The sequence below is a fragment of the Arhodomonas sp. SL1 genome, from assembly GCF_052060015.1.
Taxonomy (GTDB): domain Bacteria; phylum Pseudomonadota; class Gammaproteobacteria; order Nitrococcales; family Nitrococcaceae; genus Arhodomonas.
The window spans coordinates 164,279-179,247 of record NZ_JBPODZ010000003.1; the positions used below are offsets into that span (position 1 = coordinate 164,279).

Consider the following 14,969-nt stretch of genomic DNA (forward strand, 5'->3'; position numbering starts at 1 on the left):
TCATCCCGTCCCCGGCAACAGGAAGACCCGCTCGAGCTCGCCGTAACGGGGGTGGACCAGGCGGATGGCCACTGCCCGGGGCAGGGCCGTCGACGTGACGGCGGCCCCCGCCGGTGGCCACCGCTGGGCCCAGGTATCGTCGGTGAGGAAGTAGAATGACAGTTCCTCCGCGCCGTCCAGCAGGCGGCTCGCCTGCGCCTGCGGGTCATAGCCGCTGTCCACCGCTGTGTAGCTGAACCGGGTGAGCGCCCCGTCCTCCACGCCGTAGGCGACCCGGCGCAGTCCGCTACGCGGCAGCCCCATGGGGTTCGGGTAGCCGCCGCGCACCAGCATCAGCCGCCCGTCCTCGATGTGCAGGGGAGGGCGGCGGTCGCCGAGCCGGTCACGATAGCCGCGGGCGACGATACTGCGCAGGTCCCGGGCGAGCAGGGTGAATGCGGTCTGAAGCTCGCCGAGGGCGGCGGTCTCCTCGGCCACCCGTTCGCGGCCGGCGACCACCGCCTGGAGGCCGGAATAGGCCATCGCCGAGACCACCGCGAACACCGCCACGGCGACCACCAGCTCGATCAGGGTGAAGCCGCGGCTGCCCCCGCTCACGGTGTTAGCTCCGGGTCGCGCAGCAGCCCTTGCAGGGTGTGAACGCTATCCCCTTCGCCGGCGGGCGCGCCCACGGCGATGCGGACGCGGCGGACCGACGGGAACTGGGTCTCCTCGACGGTGATGGTAAGCGGCCATTCCCGCCCCGCCATGGTGCGGCTGCGGGTGCGCCGTCCGGTCTCCCAGGCGCCGTCCGCCTGCATCTCCGTGAGCTCGTTGTCGGCCACCCAGTGGGCGAAGGTGCGCTCGCGCAGCCCGGCGGCGGATCCGGTGGTCACCGTAGCCGCCTGGATCGCGGCGGACAGCGCGATGGCGAGCACCGCCAGGGCCACCACCACCTCGATCAGGGTGAATCCGTCAGCGCGCACCGGCGGTCTCCCCGGCCTCGAGGCTGAGCCGTCCGTCGGCGAAGCCCTCCAGGGACCAGCGCCGGTCGGTGCCGGTGTTCCGGAGCTCCAGGGTGAACGGGGTCACCTCCCCACTGGGGTAGAAGACCAGCGACGGTGCCGGGTCCTTGTCCGCGTCGTCGCCGTCGTCCCCGGGGGCTCGGGCGGTCCGCCCGTCCGCCGAGACCGTCAGCCGCAGGTTCCCCGGCATCCGTGTCTCGCCCAGGGCACGGTCCCCCTCGAGGGGCTGCCAGGCGCCGTCGGCGGCGAGCAGGAAGGTATAGCGCTCGGGCTCGATCCGGACCCCGAGGGGGCGGCTCCGGAGGATGCTCTCGTCACGGGCGAGCTCGAGGCGGGCGAGGAGCTGCGCGGCGATTCGCTGGCCCTCCTCGGAGCCGGTAGGGGCCAGCCGCAGCACCGCCAGGGAGAGGATGACCCCCATGATCACCAGCACCACGAGGATTTCCAGCAGCGTGAAGCCGCGGTCCGGGCTCATCACCCCGATTCGAGGTTGCGGGAGCTGATGTCCCGGTCGGGGCCGTCACCGCCGGGCCGGTTGTCGGCGCCCAGGGTAAGGACCTCGATGCCGCCGTCGCCGTCCTCCGGCCCCAGGTACTCGTAGGGGTTGCCCCACGGATCCTTTGGCAGCTCCCGTAGATAGCCGCCGCTTTGCCAGTTCTCCGGCACCGGCGGGGTATCGGGGCGCTCCACCAGCGCCTCCAGCCCCTGGGCGGAGGTGGGGTAACGGAAGTTGTCCAGCTTGTACATCTCCAGGGCGTTCTCGATGGTGCGCAGGTCGTGCTTGGCCTTGGTCAGCCGGGCCTTCTCCGGGTTGTCCATGATGTTGGGGACGGCAAAGGCCACCAGGATGCCGAGGATGACCACCACCACCATCACCTCGATCAGGGTGAAGCCAGACTGGTGCCGTGTCCTGTGTTGCGCGTGCATGGGCGTGCATCTCTCCGTGGTCAGCGACCGACCAGTTGGTTGAGCTCGAAGATGGGCAGGAGTATCGACAATACAATGACCAGGACGACGCTGCCCATGATCACGATGAGCAGCGGCTCGAAGAGCGCGAGCAGTGTGCCGATGAGCCCGTCGATCTCGCGCTCCTGGCTGATGGCGGCACGCTCGAGCATGCCCTCCAGGTCGCCGCCGGTCTCGCCGCTGGCGATGAGGTGGACGGTCATCGGCGGGAACTGGCCGCTCGCCTCCAGGGCCGGGGCGATGGCGGCGCCCTCGCGGATCCGCGAGGCGGCCTCGCTGACCGCCTCGCGCATGGGTAGATTGGCGATTACCCCGGCGGAGATCCGCAGTGCCTCGAGCACGGCTACCCCGCTGCCGATCAGGATGCTGAAGGTGCGCGCGAAGCGCGCGGTGTTCAGGCCCCGGGCGAGGCGGCCGAGCAGTGGCAGGCGCAGGATCAGGGCATGGACGCGGTGGCGGAACCCCGGTCGGCGGAGGCCCACGGCAAAGGCGACCGCCGCCAGCGCCCCCGCCACCACCAGCGCCGGGCCCCAGTCCCGGAGGAAGTCGCTGGTGGCGATGAGCCCCCGGGTCAGTGCCGGCAGCTCCTGGCCGGTGTCGGTGAACACGCGGGTCACCTTGGGCACCACGTACGTGAGCAGCAGGGCCACCACTGCCACCGAGACAACCACCAGGGCGATCGGATAGATCAGCGCCTGCTGGATGCGCTGTCGCATCTGCTGGCGTTTCTCCACGTAGTCCGCCAGCCGTTCCAGGACCAGATCCAGGTGACCGGTGTGCTCGCCGGCGGCCACCGTGGCGCGGTAGAGCTCGCTGAACACCCGGGGGAAGGCGGCAAGCCCGTCCGCCAGGGTGTGTCCCTCCACCACCCGGGCCCGCACGCCGGTGACCAGTCGGCGCATGGCGGCGCGCTCGCTCTGCCGGGCCACCGCACGCAATGCCTCCTCCAGGGGGGTTCCGGAGCCCACCAGGGTGGCCAGCTGGCGGGTGAACAGCGTCAGCTCCGAGGCGCGGATGCGCCCGCCGCGACCACCGAGGCCGCCCCCGCTGCGCCGCCGCTCCCGGACCTCGTCCACCTCCAGTGGGACCAGGCCGCGCTCGCGGAGTTGTTGCCGGATCTGGCGGGGACTGTCCCCCTCCAGGACGCCGCCGGTCTCCCGGCCCCGCGCGTCCACTGCGGTGTACTCGTACGCCGCCATGGTGCGTCAGCCCTCCGTGGTGACCCGCACCACCTCCTCCAGGGTGGTCTCGCCGGCCAGTACCCGGTGAAGGCCGTCGCTGCGCAGCGACGGCGTGCGTTGCCGGGCATGGGCCTCCATGGCCTGCTCGCCGGCGCCGTCATGGATCTGCGTGCGGAGGGTCTCGTCGACGATCACCAGCTCGAAGAGGCCGGCTCGGCCCCGGTAGCCGAGCTGATTGCACTGCGCGCAACCCACCGCCCGGTAGAGAGTGGGCGGCCTGGAGGCATCCACACCGAGGCTGGCGCACTCCGCTGGCCCTGCCGTGTAGGCGCTGCGGCAGGCGGGGCAGAGCCGTCGCACCAGGCGTTGGGCCAGTACCCCCACCAGGCTGGAGGACAGCAGGAACGGCTCCACGCCCATGTCCCGCAGTCGGGTGACCGCGCCGATCGCGGTGTTGGTGTGCAGCGTCGAGAGCACCATGTGGCCGGTCAGCGAGGCCTGTACCGCGATCTCCGCGGTCTCGAGGTCGCGTATCTCTCCGACCATGACCACGTCGGGGTCCTGGCGGAGGATGGCGCGCAGCCCGCGGGCGAAGCTCATGTCCACCCGCAGGTTCACCTGGGTCTGGCCGATGCCGTCGAGGTAGTACTCGATGGGGTCCTCCACGGTGAGGATGTTGCGGCTGCGGTCGTTGAGGCGGCTGATGGCCGCGTACAGCGTGGTGGTCTTGCCTGAGCCCGTGGGGCCGGTCACCAGCAGGATGCCGTGGGGGCGGTGGATCAGCGCATCCACCTCGTCACGCAGGGCCCCGTCCATGCCGAGCTGCTCCAGGTCCAGGCGGCCCGCCTGCTTGTCGAGCAGCCGCAGGACCACGCGCTCGCCGTGGCCACCGGGCAGGGTGGAGACCCGCACGTCCACCGCGCGCCCGGCGATGCGCAGGGAGATGCGGCCGTCCTGGGGGACACGCTTCTCCGCGATATCCAGCCGCGCCATGACCTTGATGCGGGAGACCAGCAGCGGGGCCATGCGTCGCGGCGGCTGCAGGACCTCGCGGAGCATGCCGTCGATGCGGAAGCGCACCGTCAGCCGGCTCTCGAAGGGCTCGATATGGACATCCGAGGCGCCCTCGCGGATGGCCTCGGTGAGCAGGGCGTTGATCAGCCGGATGATGGGGGCGTCGTCCTCACTCTCGAGGAGGTCCTCCGGCTCCGGGATGGATTCGGCGAGCCGCGAGAGGTCCACCTCGTCGCCGAGGTCCTCCATCGCCTGCATGGTCTCGCCGGTACGGGTCTCGTAGGCCTGCTGCAGCAGCCGCTCGAAGGCCTCCTCGTCGAGCCGCTCGATGGTGAGCGGCACGCCCAGGCTCCGGCGGAGCTCGGCGATCACGCTCACCGGGACGCCCGGCCGACAGGCAATGCGCGCCCCGCTGTCGGTACGCTCGCGGAGCAGCACGCCGTGGCGACGGGCGAAGCCGAAGGAAGGCCCGTCGCCACCGCCGGTGTCTCGCTCGGGTTCGCCCGAATACTCCGTCAACGGCTGCTCGGCCATGACATTCATTGCCGCCGCGCGGTGAACGGTGGCGGTAGCTCCGGGCGCGACAACGGTGGCAGCACCGGCGCGCGTTCGTCGGGGAGCAGGCCGACACCGCGCTCGCGCTGCGCCTTCTGGGTGTCGCGCATCTGGCTGTATTTCTCGCTGGCGTAGCGGGACATGGTGCCCTCGTCACGGACGATGCGTGGGCGCAGGAATACCATCAGGTTGCGCGTCTCGCTCTCCGAGGCGCGGTAGCGGAACAGTTGGCCCAGCCCCGGGATGCTCCCGAGCAGGGGCACCCGCTGCTCGCTCTCGCGGATCTGTTCGTCGAGCAGCCCGCCGAGCACCACCAGTCGGCCGCTATCCACCAGGACGCTGGTGCGGATGGAGCGCTTGTCGGTGATCAGATCCACGGCCTGAGTGCTCTGGGTGACGCTGGAGACCTCCTGTTCGATGTCCAGCAGCACCGAGTCGCCCTCGTTGATCTGGGGCTTGACCTTCAGGATCAGGCCCACGTCGCGGCGCTCGATGGTCTGGAAGGGATTGAGCTCATTGCCGCCGTCGGTGGCGTTGGAGAACGAACCGGTGACGAAGGGGACGTTCTGGGCGACGGTAATCTCCGCCTCCTGGTTGTCGACGGTGACCAGCGACGGCGTGGACAGGATGTTGGTCCCGGCGTCACTGGCGAGGGCCCGCAGCAGGGCGGCGAAGCGGGTCCCCCCGGCGAGGTCGCCCACCGCCAGGTTGAGGCCGCGCCCGGGATTGGGGAGCTGGTCCTGGGACAGTGAGCCGATGATGCCGGCGAGGCTGTCGCCGCCGCTGATGCGGCTGTTCTCGAAGCTGGTCCCGCCGAGCGCGGCGTCCCCGTTGCCGCTGCCATCGATCGCCCACTGGAAACCGAGCTCGGCGGCCACATCCTCGGAGACCTCGGCGATGGCCGCCTCGATGACGACCTGGGCGCGGCGGATATCGAGCTTGTCGATGATCGCCGAGAGCTCCCGCTGCACGCGCGGCGGCGCGCTGATGACTAGGGAATTGGTGGCGGCGTCCGGCTGTATGCTGACGGCCTCCCGGCCCTCGCCGCCCTCTTGGGTGCGTTCTCCGTCTGCCTGCAGATTCTCGCTGAGACCCTGCAGCACCTCCGCCGTCTCCTCCGCCTTGGCGTACTTGAGGTAGACGACCCGGGTGTCGCCGGTGGCCTGCTTGGGGCCGTCCAGGTCACGGACCAGGCGCTCCAGCCGCCCGAGCTCGTCATCGGGTCCGGCGATGACGAGGCTGTTGGTGCGCTCGTCGGCGGCCACCCGGGCCCGCCGGGTCGCCGCCTCGCCACCTTGCTGGCCCTGCAGCTCACCGAGGGTACGCGCCAACTCCGCGGCGGAGGCGTGCTCGAGCTCCAGCACCTTAACGGATTCGGTTCCGCCGCGGTCGATGTCGCGGATCAGCCCCACCAGGCGTTCCACGTTGCTCGCGTAGTCCGAGATGATGAGCACGTTGGCTGGCGGATAGGCGGCGAAATGCCCTTGCTGCGGGATCAGCGGCCGGAGGATGGGGACGAGCTGGGCTACTGGCACGTGCTCGACGGTGATTACCTGGGTGACGATGGCGTCACCGCCGTCGGCGTCGCCGCGGCCGCCGAGTTGGCGGGCGTTGGCGTCGGGGACGATCTTGGTGACCTCCCCGGAGGGCACCGCCGAGAAGCCGTGCACCTGAAGGATGGAGAGGAAGACCTCGTAGAGCGCATCCGCGCCCATGGGCCGCTGGGAGACCACCGTCACCCGCGCGCTGACCCGGGGATCGAGGACGAAGTTGCGGCCGGTCGCCTCGGCGACGGTCTCGACCAGGGCGGAGAGTTCTGCGTCTTTAAGGTTGAGGGTGACCTGGTCGCTTTGGGCCAGTGCCGTGGCCGCCAGCAGAAGGGCCGTGCTCAGGGCCAGTAGCCTAGGCAGTACCGCGATTGCAGCGCGGCCGTTCCCGTCCCGCGGTTTATGGGCCGATGCCATGGTCACTCCTGTGGGCCGAGCTCGAGGCGAAGCTGGCGCGGGTTTCCGTTGCGGGTGATGTTCAGTGTAACGCCGGAGGCGTTGCCCAGGCGTTGCAGGGCCCGCATCGCCGATTCTCGGTCATCGAGGCGGATGTCGTCGACGGCGGTGATCACATCGCCGCGCTCCAGACCCGCCGCCGCCAGCAGCCTCTCGTCCCCGCCGCCGACGCGGAAGCCGTCGAGGGCCCCGGAGGCATCCCGTACGGGGGTGGGCTGGAGCATCCGTTGCAGCGCACCCGGATCCTCCTGCAGGCGCTGGCGGTAGCGGGCGAGGGTTCGGCCGGAACGCTCGGCGCCGGCGGTATCTTCCCCGGTGGCACCCCCCGATTCGGACGTCGACCCTTGTGCCCCCCGTGGTTCCGTGTCCAGCGACAGCCCGCCTTCCGGTAGCGGCAGGGCCTCGTGGCGGCCCTGTCGGCGCAGGATCACGCGGTCGGCGTAGACCCCCTCGATCACCGCTCCCTCCACCGGCTCGCCGCCAACGCCGTAGAGCCGATCGCTGTCCCCACCCGTGGCGATGATGGCGAGCCCTTCCCCGGCCTCGCCGGCAAGCACCCCCTTGAGCGTCAGCCCGAGCTGGGTAGTGGGGGCCTGTTCCGGCAGTGGCTCGACGTCGGCGGTGGTACTGGCCCGACCGAAGAGTTCCGCCTCAGTGATCGCCGTGATATCGATACTGCCCCCCTGGTTCTGTGCCCGGGCCTCGATGCTGCGGGGTGGCGGTGGCGATGTCCCGGGGGACGGCCATAGCTGCCAGCCCAGGCGCGCGGCCTCCACGCCCAGTGCGACAACCGCCACCATGGTCACCAGCCTGGCGAGCAAGCGCTCCGGGCGCCTGCCGGGTTCGGCGAGAAAGGGGGGCAGTGACAGCGGCAACGGCAGCGCTCCGATGATGGGCGATCTTCCGGGATCCTGATGGTAAGCTTAAGGAAACGCCGGGACGGGAGCAAAGCCGATGCGGCACGTGGCGTTGACACTCCTTCGCCGTCCGGCTAATGTACTCCTCCAGATTGGCACAGCGTGCCTCCCCCGCTGTCCGCCTCGTCCTGATCCGCACGATTCATAAACGTTTAAGAGTCTCGACCCAGAAGCGAGGATGTTCCTGCGTTACCGGTTGCGTTTCCGTCCGGAGCTCTGCAGAGCTGATGGGTCGTGAGGTGCCGGTGGCGTGAGAAGGCATACAGGCGTGACGCGCCCGGAAATCGTGACAAAACAACCCCACAGCCCCGCCCCTGTCTCCTGTCCCGCCGTCGGCGGGTGACGCGAATCCGCGTGCGGGGATAATCCATGAAGCAGTAGCCGATGAATCTCACGGAACTCAAACAGAAGCCCGCCACCCAACTGGTCGACCTCGCCCGAGAACTGGGCATCGAGGGGATGGCCCGAAATCGCAAGCAGGATGTGATCTTCTCCATCCTCAAGGCCCACGCGAAGAAGGGCGAGGACATATGGGGCGACGGCGTCCTCGAGATCCTGCAGGACGGCTTCGGCTTCCTGCGCTCGGCGGACAGCTCCTACCTGGCAGGTCCGGACGATATCTACGTCTCGCCGAGCCAGATCCGCCGGTTTAGCCTGCGCACCGGTGACAGCATCTCGGGCAAGATCCGCCCCCCCAAGGAAGGCGAGCGCTACTTCGCGCTGCTCAAGGTGGATCAGATCAACTTCGAGAAGCCGGAGGCGGCGAAGAACAAGGTCCTGTTCGAGAACCTGACCCCGTTGTTCGCCAAGGAGCGCATGGTCCTCGAGCGGGGCAACGGCTCCACCGAGGACCTCACCGCCCGGGTCATCGACCTGACCGCGCCCATCGGCAAGGGCCAGCGCGGGCTGATCGTCTCCCCGCCCAAGGCGGGCAAGACCATGCTGCTGCAGAACATGGCCCAGTCGATCACCAGCAACTACCCGGAATGCTATGTGATCGTGCTGCTCATCGACGAGCGCCCCGAGGAGGTCACGGAGATGGCCCGCACGGTGCGCGGCGAGGTGGTCTCCTCGACCTTCGATGAGCCGGCCAACCGCCACGTCCAGGTTGCCGAAATGGTGATCGAGAAGGCCAAGCGCCTGGTCGAGCACAAGCAGGACGTGGTGATCATGCTCGACTCCATCACCCGGCTGGCGCGGGCCTACAACACCGTGGTGCCCTCCTCGGGCAAGGTGCTCACCGGTGGTGTGGACGCCAACGCCCTGCACCGTCCCAAGCGCTTCTTCGGCGCGGCGCGCAACATCGAGGAAGGCGGTAGCCTCTCGATCATCGCCACCTCCCTGGTGGAGACGGGCTCGCGCATGGACGACGTGATCTACGAGGAGTTCAAGGGCACCGGCAACATGGAGATCCACCTCGACCGGCGCATCTCCGAGAAGCGCATCTATCCGGCGATCAACATCAACCGCTCCGGTACCCGCCGAGAGGAGCTGTTGATGACCCCGGACGAGCTGCAGAAGGTGTGGATCCTGCGCAAGCTCCTCCATCCGATGGACGAGCTCGCCGCCATCGAGTTCCTCCTCGACAAGCTCAAGGATACCAAGACGAACAGCGAGTTCTTCGACTACATGAAGCGCTGACGCCGCTTAAGCGGCCGGGGAAGGAAAGGCCGGGACCGGCGCGCTGCTGCCGGCTCCGGCCTTTTCGTATGCGTCAGAAGCGGTAGTCGGCGGAAAGCGCGACGACGTCGGCGGAGCCCTCGTAGGTGCCGTCGAGGTTGCCGCGGGCCTCGTTGCCCGGGTCAGTGGCGCGCTGGTCGATATCGGCGTCGTCGAAGAAGATGTGCATGACGGCGCCGGTGATCGAGAAGCGTTCCGAGGGCGAGAAGGTGGCCCCGGCGGAGAGCCAGCGCCGGTCGACATCGGGCACCCGCGGGGTGCGGTGGCGGGCGTCCGGCACGGGGGTCTCGTCGAGGCCGATCCCGCCGCGCAGCGTCCACTGTGGGGTCAGGGCGTAGCTCGCGCCGGCCGAGACCGCCCAGGTGTTGTCCCAGTTCTCCTCGGTGAAGCTGTCAGGGGTATTGTCACCGAACTCCACGACCAGCTCGTCGAACTCACTCCACTCGGTCCATTCCGCGTTGGCCATCAGTGCCAGACGGTCCGTGGCCTGGTGGTAGACACCCAGGTTGATGCTCGCCGGGGTGGTGAGGTCGGCGGAGCCGTCGGTGTCGGTGAAACGCCCCTGGGCCCGGGCGCCATCCAGCACCGCCTGCCCCACCGGATCGCCGGCGCGGAACTTCGCATCCCCGGAAAGCTCCAGATCGACCTTCGAGCGATAGCTCATGCCGAGGCGGGTCCGCTCGGTGACCTGGAACAGCGCCCCCACCGTGAAGCCGGTCCCCCAGTCGTCGCCGCTGACCTCGGCGAAGCCGTCATTGCCGCCCGGGCTCGCGCCGGGGACGCCCTGCCCGGCGCCGATGCCGCCGAGGTCCAGGGCGTTGGAGAGGGTGGCGTCCGCGTACTGGAAGCGCAGGCCGGCGGCCAGCGACAGCTGTTCGGTCACCCGGAAGTTCAGGGTGGGCTGGACATCGATGGTGGCCAGATCGGTCTCCAGCGCATGGTAGCGCCCGATCCAGTCGTCATCGTAATCGGTGGACAGCCCGTAGGGCGCATACACCGCGATGCCGGCGTCCAGGTCCTCACGCAGCTGGAACTTGGCGGCGAAGCTCGGCACCAGCGCCGTCTCGCCGCCGCGGCCCTTGGTGCCGTCATAGGGCAGGCCGTCGCCGGGGTCGTTCAGCGGCACGCCGAGGGGTGAGGCACGTCCATCTTCCAGGTCGAAATCGGCGTCGATGTAGGACAGGCCGCCGGCGATATGCGTACCGTCGAGGTGCCCCATGGCGGCCGGGTTATAGGCCATGAAGGCGGCGTCCTCGGCGCCGGCGGCGGCGTTGGACAGGGCGTTGGCGAGGGCCTTGGCACTCTGCTCGCGGATCTGGAAGCCGGTCGCGTGGGCACTGGATGTCGCCGCGGCCAGGGCCAGGGCGGAAGCGCTGAGAGTGATTCGGACGGGCAAGCGATCGCTCAGGGGCATGGCTCTCTCCTCCTGCCTTTACGGGTGCCGTTGGCGCCCCGGTTTCTTCTTGGGTCGGGATTCGGCCCTTTCGAGGGAACATACGAGCGGGGTCACGGGTGGGTCAATACGCCCGCGTATGGTAAGTTGCCGGGGTCCCGGGACATTCCCGGCGCCCCGGCAGCGTCAACGACGAGCAGGCAGCACGAGGTCGGTGGGGCGTGGGGCCTGGCCGTCGACGCGTTCGAGCACCAGTAGCCCGTTGGGGGTCTCGTCGACAACCGAGAGGGCGCCCACCGGTTCGTCGGGGATCCAGGCCACGGCCTCGCCAGCCTGCTCCAGGACTCGGCCGTCGCGGTGGACGGTGAACCGTGCCTCTGCGTCGTAGCGGCGACCCCGGGGGTCGAGGATCCAGCGTCCGTCTCCGGCGGGGCGGACATGATGGATGACCGGCGCGAGGCGCAGCCGCTCGATGGCATGCAGGTAGACGCTGTCGGCGAGGGCCGCGAGGCTTTCCTCGGCCGTACCTTCATCCGTCGCCGGCAGCTCGATGGTGTAGCCGGGGTGCTCGACGCCGAGGTCCAGGTCGACCAGGGTCACGGACAGTGGCAGTTGCCCGCCTCGGGGTTCCGTACCCTCGATCAGCGCCACCATGCGTACCCCGGAGGCCGCGGTCACATCACGCCCGCACTCGGTCAGCGCCTCCGCGCCGCAACCCGCCGCCTCCAGGGCCCGGCGGAAGCTCTGGGGGTTGACCGCCTGTAAGGGATACTCCCCCGCTACCGGGCCCATGACCGAGTAGGCGCGGGTGCTCGCCAGGTCCGTGGCGCCCGGGAAGACCAGGGCAATGCCAGGGCCGCCCCGCTCCTCCCCGGCGGCCCCGCGCCGCGCGGAGCCGCCTCCCTGTGCGCGGATATCGGCGCGCAACTGCGCGATCTCCTGCTCTAGGGCACGTGCCTCCGGTCCGACCTCGCCCGGCCGGCTCGGTCGGTCCAGACCGATCAGCTCGCCGAGGGTCGGGATCATGCCGCCCTCCGGCTGGGATTCCGGGTCAGTGGGGTCGTAGTCACTCGGCAGCGAACCGGGCTCAGTATGGCGCTGCCGGGTGGATTCGGAATTGGCGCAGGCGGTGATCACCAAGGCGGCGACGAGCAGACCGACCAGCAACGGAAAACGCACCATCGAACTCTCCCTCGAGGAGCAGGATATGGGTGGCGTCGCCGGGCAGCGACGCGTCACGCGCGCCAGCATAGGCAAGCCCGGCGGCGGCTGCAATCAGTCAGTGGCGTTCCAGGCGCTGAAAGGTCAGCGCCCAGGCGTGCTCGTCATCCGCCTCGTGGTAGGCCTCGTCGACGACCCGCCAACGCTCGTCCAGCCCGGGGAAGAAGGTGTCCCCCTCAAGCTCGGTGTCGATCACGGTGAGCTCGATGCGCTGCGCCACCGGCAGGAACAGGGCGTAGATCTCCTCGCCACCGATGACCATGACCTCGTCGACGACCCCGGCGGCGGCCAGGGCGGCATCCCGGCTGGTGACCACGCTACAGCCGGGGGCATGGAAATCCGGGTCGCGGGAGATGACGATGTTCGTTCGCCGCGGTAGGGCCCGACCGATGCTCTGGAAGCAGCGCCGGCCCATCACCACCGGCTTGCCCCGGGTCACGGCCACGAAGTGGCGCATGTCCGCGGGCAGCCGCCAGGGCAGTCCGCCTTCCCGGCCGATGACGCGATTGCGGGTCATCGCCGCGACCAGGGTGATCATCGGTGTGCTCATCCACTCAGTGTAGCGGTGATGCGCTAGTCGATGCGACACGCCTCATCGAAGTCCAGGCGCGGATTGCGTGGCCATACCGCCTCAGGGTCGCCATAGCCGATGTTGCACAGGAAGTTGGCCTCGATCTCGCCGTCCGGGAAGAACTCGGCGTTGACCTGGTGCTTGTCGAATCCGGACATGGGGCCGCAGTCCAACCCGAGCGCCCGTGCGGCGAGGATCAGATAGGCCCCCTGCAGGGTGGCATTGCGGAAGGCGGTCTCGGCGGCGAACTCCGGATTGTCCCGGAACATCGCGCTGACGTCCTTGTGCGGGTTGAGCCGGGGCAGCGATTCCCAGAAGCGCCGGTGCTGCGCGATGATGGCGGTCACTGGCGCGGCCATGGTCTTGTCCACGTTGGCGCGGACCAGCGCCGGGGCCAGGCGTTCCTTGGCCTCCGGGGAGCGCACGAACACCACTCGCATGGGCGAGCAGTTGAAGCTGGTTGGACCCATGCGGGCGAGCGCGTAGAGCTCGTGGAGCTGGGCGTCGGTCACCGGCTGGTCGAGCCAGCCGTTGTAGGTGCGTGCCTCCCGGAACAGCTGATCCAGGGAAGCGTCGCCGAGCGGGGTGCCGGTGGCGGCATCGGTGTCTACCGCCTTTTTGGTGTCGGCCATCGGGGTCCTCCGTAGTGGGTGGGCGGCGTACTATGCCGCCTCGCGGGCGGACGTGGCCAGGGGGCCCGGCGCCCGCCGGCCTTACAGCGCCGCCGTACTGGTGACAAAACGGCCGTCGTGATAGAGCAGGGGTGCCTGCGCGGGCTCGGTCCGGGCGGCGACCACATCGCCGATGATGATGCCGTGGGTGCCTTCCTCGTGGATGCCGGTGATGCGGCACTCGAAGCTCACCACCGCGTCGGCGAGCACCGGGACGCCGGTCTCTCCACCGGTCCAGGCCCCTTCGGCGAAGCGCTCAGCGCCGCGGCAGGCGTCCCCGGAGGCGAAGCGCATCGCCAGTGCCTGGTGGTGCGTCGCCAGGACGTTGAGGGCGAGCGTGCGCGTGGCGCCGAGCACCGGATAGGCGCTGCTACCGCGGTTGACGCAGACCAGCAATCGGGGCGGCTCGGCGCTCAGCGAGCAGAACGAGGAGACGGTCAGCCCCGCGGGGGCGGTGTCCGAGGCGGTGGTCGCCAGTGCCACCGGCGCCGCCATCGCCCGCATGCCCTGCTTGAAAGTGGTGGCGTCGACGAACTCGTTCCAGGTCTCCCCGGCGAGGACGGCGGCGAGCGCCGTCATCGCCGTGTGGGTCTCGTGCATCCCGGTCATGCCGCGTTCGAAACCGGCAGCCGCAGCCCCCGGTCCTCCAGTCGTGGCAGAACCTCGTCGCGGAAGTACGGGAACTCCTCGACGTAGTCGACGAAGGCGAGGGTGGTCCCCGAGAAGCCCGTTTCGTAGAGCCGCTGGATGCCGTCGGCCACCGTGTCCGGATCACCGACGAGGGGATAACCCCCGTGGCCCCCGGCCATGCGGTCACGCAGCAACCGGATCACCTCCTTGGGGAAGGACTCGGCGTGGGCGAACATCAGGTTGATGATGTTGTCCACCGCCTCCCAGTCGGCGTTCTCCTGGGAGTAGTAGTGGTGGTACTCCTCCGCCTCCTTCTTGGTCGGCCGGCAGACCACGTAGGAGAAGGTGAACAGCCCCACCTGGCGGCCGAGCTCCGCGGCCTGGGCCTTTAGCGAGGCGATCTCGTCCTTCGACTGCTCCAGGTCGATGGCCGGTGTGAACAGATAGTCCGCGTTACGGCAGGCGAACTGGCGGCCCTGCTGGGAGCCCGCGGCGTTGAAGATCGGGATCTTGTCGGTCTTCGGCAGTGGCAGGCTGTAGGTGTTGCGGAGCTGGTAGAACTCGCCGTCCCAGTCGAAGGGCTCGGTCTCGCTCCACAGCTTCTGGATGACGTCGAACCACTCCTGGCCGAAGCGGTAACGGGTCTCGTGGTCGTCGGGCAGGTCGGTGCCGAGGGCGTCGTACTCGGGCTTGTTCCAGCCGCAGACCACATTCAGCCCGGAACGGCCGTTACTGATGTTGTCCATGGTGGCGAGCTGCTTGGCCACGACCACCGGATGGTTGAAGGCGGTATGGACGGTGGAGAAGACGTTGATGTTCCGGGTCTGGGCGAGTAGGCCGGCGGCCCAGGTGATGGTCTCGAGCACGCTGCCGTGGAAGTTGGTGGCGCCGCCGTAGCCGATCCAGCGGGCAATGGGCAGCAGGAACTCGAGGCCTGCGTCGTCGGCCATCTGCGCGAGCTTGAGGTTGTTCTCCCAGGTGTTGTTCCAGCGCTCCGGCACCTTGGTGACAGCAAGACCGCCGGAGCAATTGGCCGAGAAGATCCCCAGCTTGAAGGGGTTGTCGTTGAAAACCGGGCCTTTCGGGGCGGACATGGCGTCTCCTCCTGTGTCGTGGCCGTGGGCGGCCTGGTCAGTTATGAGATGGTTTTACTGGTAAATTCC

15 protein-coding genes are annotated in these 14,969 nt (G+C 69.1%); 1 reads left to right on the plus strand and 14 read right to left on the minus strand.

Translation table 11 applies throughout. From position 1 onward, the window contains the following. From gspJ to ACQ754_RS06305, 8 genes are read right to left on the minus strand one after another with little or no spacing between them, the layout of a single operon-like run. Positions 1-597, minus strand: coding sequence for a type II secretion system minor pseudopilin GspJ (gspJ, locus tag ACQ754_RS06270; RefSeq protein WP_440996148.1), 597 nt, complete (start codon positions 595-597; stop codon positions 1-3). Further along, on the minus strand, positions 594-965 hold the full coding sequence (gene gspI, locus ACQ754_RS06275) for a type II secretion system minor pseudopilin GspI (protein WP_440996149.1): 372 nt from the start codon (positions 963-965) through the stop codon (positions 594-596). Before gspI ends, gspJ begins: the two co-directional genes overlap by 4 nt. Continuing rightward, positions 955-1,479: a type II secretion system minor pseudopilin GspH gene (gene gspH / locus ACQ754_RS06280; protein ID WP_440996150.1), complete on the minus strand. Its 525-nt coding sequence runs from the start codon at positions 1,477-1,479 to the stop codon at positions 955-957. Before gspH ends, gspI begins: the two co-directional genes overlap by 11 nt. Then, on the minus strand, positions 1,479-1,931 hold the full coding sequence (gene gspG, locus ACQ754_RS06285) for a type II secretion system major pseudopilin GspG (protein WP_440996151.1): 453 nt from the start codon (positions 1,929-1,931) through the stop codon (positions 1,479-1,481). Before gspG ends, gspH begins: the two co-directional genes overlap by 1 nt. 20 nt (positions 1,932-1,951) lie before the next feature. Next, complete coding sequence (gspF, locus tag ACQ754_RS06290; protein ID WP_440996152.1) at positions 1,952-3,169, minus strand: type II secretion system inner membrane protein GspF; 1,218 nt, start codon at positions 3,167-3,169, stop codon at positions 1,952-1,954. A 6-nt stretch (positions 3,170-3,175) separates the two neighbouring features. Next, positions 3,176-4,699, minus strand: coding sequence for a type II secretion system ATPase GspE (gene gspE / locus ACQ754_RS06295; RefSeq protein ID WP_440996295.1), 1,524 nt, complete (start codon positions 4,697-4,699; stop codon positions 3,176-3,178). Between the two features lie 5 nt (positions 4,700-4,704). Then, positions 4,705-6,684 carry a type II secretion system secretin GspD gene (gene gspD, locus ACQ754_RS06300; protein ID WP_440996153.1) on the minus strand — a complete coding sequence of 660 codons (1,980 nt, stop codon included), beginning with the start codon at positions 6,682-6,684 and terminating at the stop codon, positions 4,705-4,707. 2 nt (positions 6,685-6,686) lie between these two features. Then, a complete protein-coding gene (locus ACQ754_RS06305; protein ID WP_440996154.1) occupies positions 6,687-7,598 on the minus strand; it encodes a type II secretion system protein N in 912 nt (303 codons plus the stop codon). Between the two features lie 426 nt (positions 7,599-8,024). On the opposite strand from ACQ754_RS06305, the gene rho reads away from it, so the two are divergent. Next, positions 8,025-9,281, plus strand: a complete 1,257-nt coding sequence (gene rho / locus ACQ754_RS06310; protein ID WP_440996155.1) for a transcription termination factor Rho — start codon at positions 8,025-8,027, stop codon at positions 9,279-9,281. A 73-nt stretch (positions 9,282-9,354) separates the two neighbouring features. On the opposite strand, the gene ACQ754_RS06315 is transcribed toward rho, so the two are convergent. The 6 genes from ACQ754_RS06315 to ACQ754_RS06340 all read right to left on the minus strand — a co-directional run bounded on the left by ACQ754_RS06315 (position 9,355) and on the right by ACQ754_RS06340 (position 14,900). Next, positions 9,355-10,734 (minus strand): OmpP1/FadL family transporter, encoded by a 1,380-nt coding sequence (locus ACQ754_RS06315; protein ID WP_440996156.1) that lies wholly within the window; start codon positions 10,732-10,734, stop codon positions 9,355-9,357. Positions 10,735-10,899: 165 nt separating this feature from the next. Further along, positions 10,900-11,895 (minus strand): hypothetical protein, encoded by a 996-nt coding sequence (locus ACQ754_RS06320; protein ID WP_440996157.1) that lies wholly within the window; start codon positions 11,893-11,895, stop codon positions 10,900-10,902. A 97-nt stretch (positions 11,896-11,992) separates the two neighbouring features. After that, positions 11,993-12,484 carry a dihydrofolate reductase gene (locus tag ACQ754_RS06325; RefSeq protein WP_440996158.1) on the minus strand — a complete coding sequence of 164 codons (492 nt, stop codon included), beginning with the start codon at positions 12,482-12,484 and terminating at the stop codon, positions 11,993-11,995. Positions 12,485-12,507: 23 nt separating this feature from the next. Further along, entirely contained in the window at positions 12,508-13,137 is a 630-nt protein-coding gene (locus ACQ754_RS06330; RefSeq protein WP_440996159.1) for a malonic semialdehyde reductase, read from the minus strand. An 81-nt stretch (positions 13,138-13,218) separates the two neighbouring features. Then, on the minus strand, positions 13,219-13,785 hold the full coding sequence (locus ACQ754_RS06335) for a flavin reductase family protein (protein WP_440996160.1): 567 nt from the start codon (positions 13,783-13,785) through the stop codon (positions 13,219-13,221). Next, positions 13,782-14,900 (minus strand): LLM class flavin-dependent oxidoreductase, encoded by a 1,119-nt coding sequence (locus ACQ754_RS06340; RefSeq protein WP_440996161.1) that lies wholly within the window; start codon positions 14,898-14,900, stop codon positions 13,782-13,784. Before ACQ754_RS06340 ends, ACQ754_RS06335 begins: the two co-directional genes overlap by 4 nt. Between the last annotated feature and the right edge of the window lie 69 nt (positions 14,901-14,969).

What these genes read in the sequence shown, in the direction of transcription:
- ACQ754_RS06320 (WP_440996157.1), bottom strand. Translation starts at nt 11,895, where the DNA reads ATGGTGCGTTTTCCGTTGCTGGTCGGTCTGCTCGTCGCCGCCTTGGTG.
- ACQ754_RS06330 (WP_440996159.1), bottom strand. Translation starts at nt 13,137, where the DNA reads ATGGCCGACACCAAAAAGGCGGTAGACACCGATGCCGCCACCGGCACC.
- gspF (WP_440996152.1), bottom strand. Translation starts at nt 3,169, where the DNA reads ATGGCGGCGTACGAGTACACCGCAGTGGACGCGCGGGGCCGGGAGACC.
- gspH (WP_440996150.1), bottom strand. Translation starts at nt 1,479, where the DNA reads ATGAGCCCGGACCGCGGCTTCACGCTGCTGGAAATCCTCGTGGTGCTG.
- ACQ754_RS06335 (WP_440996160.1), bottom strand. Translation starts at nt 13,785, where the DNA reads ATGACCGGGATGCACGAGACCCACACGGCGATGACGGCGCTCGCCGCC.
- ACQ754_RS06315 (WP_440996156.1), bottom strand. Translation starts at nt 10,734, where the DNA reads ATGCCCCTGAGCGATCGCTTGCCCGTCCGAATCACTCTCAGCGCTTCC.
- rho (WP_440996155.1), top strand. Translation starts at nt 8,025, where the DNA reads ATGAATCTCACGGAACTCAAACAGAAGCCCGCCACCCAACTGGTCGAC.
- ACQ754_RS06340 (WP_440996161.1), bottom strand. Translation starts at nt 14,900, where the DNA reads ATGTCCGCCCCGAAAGGCCCGGTTTTCAACGACAACCCCTTCAAGCTG.
- ACQ754_RS06325 (WP_440996158.1), bottom strand. Translation starts at nt 12,484, where the DNA reads ATGAGCACACCGATGATCACCCTGGTCGCGGCGATGACCCGCAATCGC.
- gspG (WP_440996151.1), bottom strand. Translation starts at nt 1,931, where the DNA reads ATGCACGCGCAACACAGGACACGGCACCAGTCTGGCTTCACCCTGATC.
- gspD (WP_440996153.1), bottom strand. Translation starts at nt 6,684, where the DNA reads ATGGCATCGGCCCATAAACCGCGGGACGGGAACGGCCGCGCTGCAATC.
- gspE (WP_440996295.1), bottom strand. Translation starts at nt 4,699, where the DNA reads ATGGCCGAGCAGCCGTTGACGGAGTATTCGGGCGAACCCGAGCGAGAC.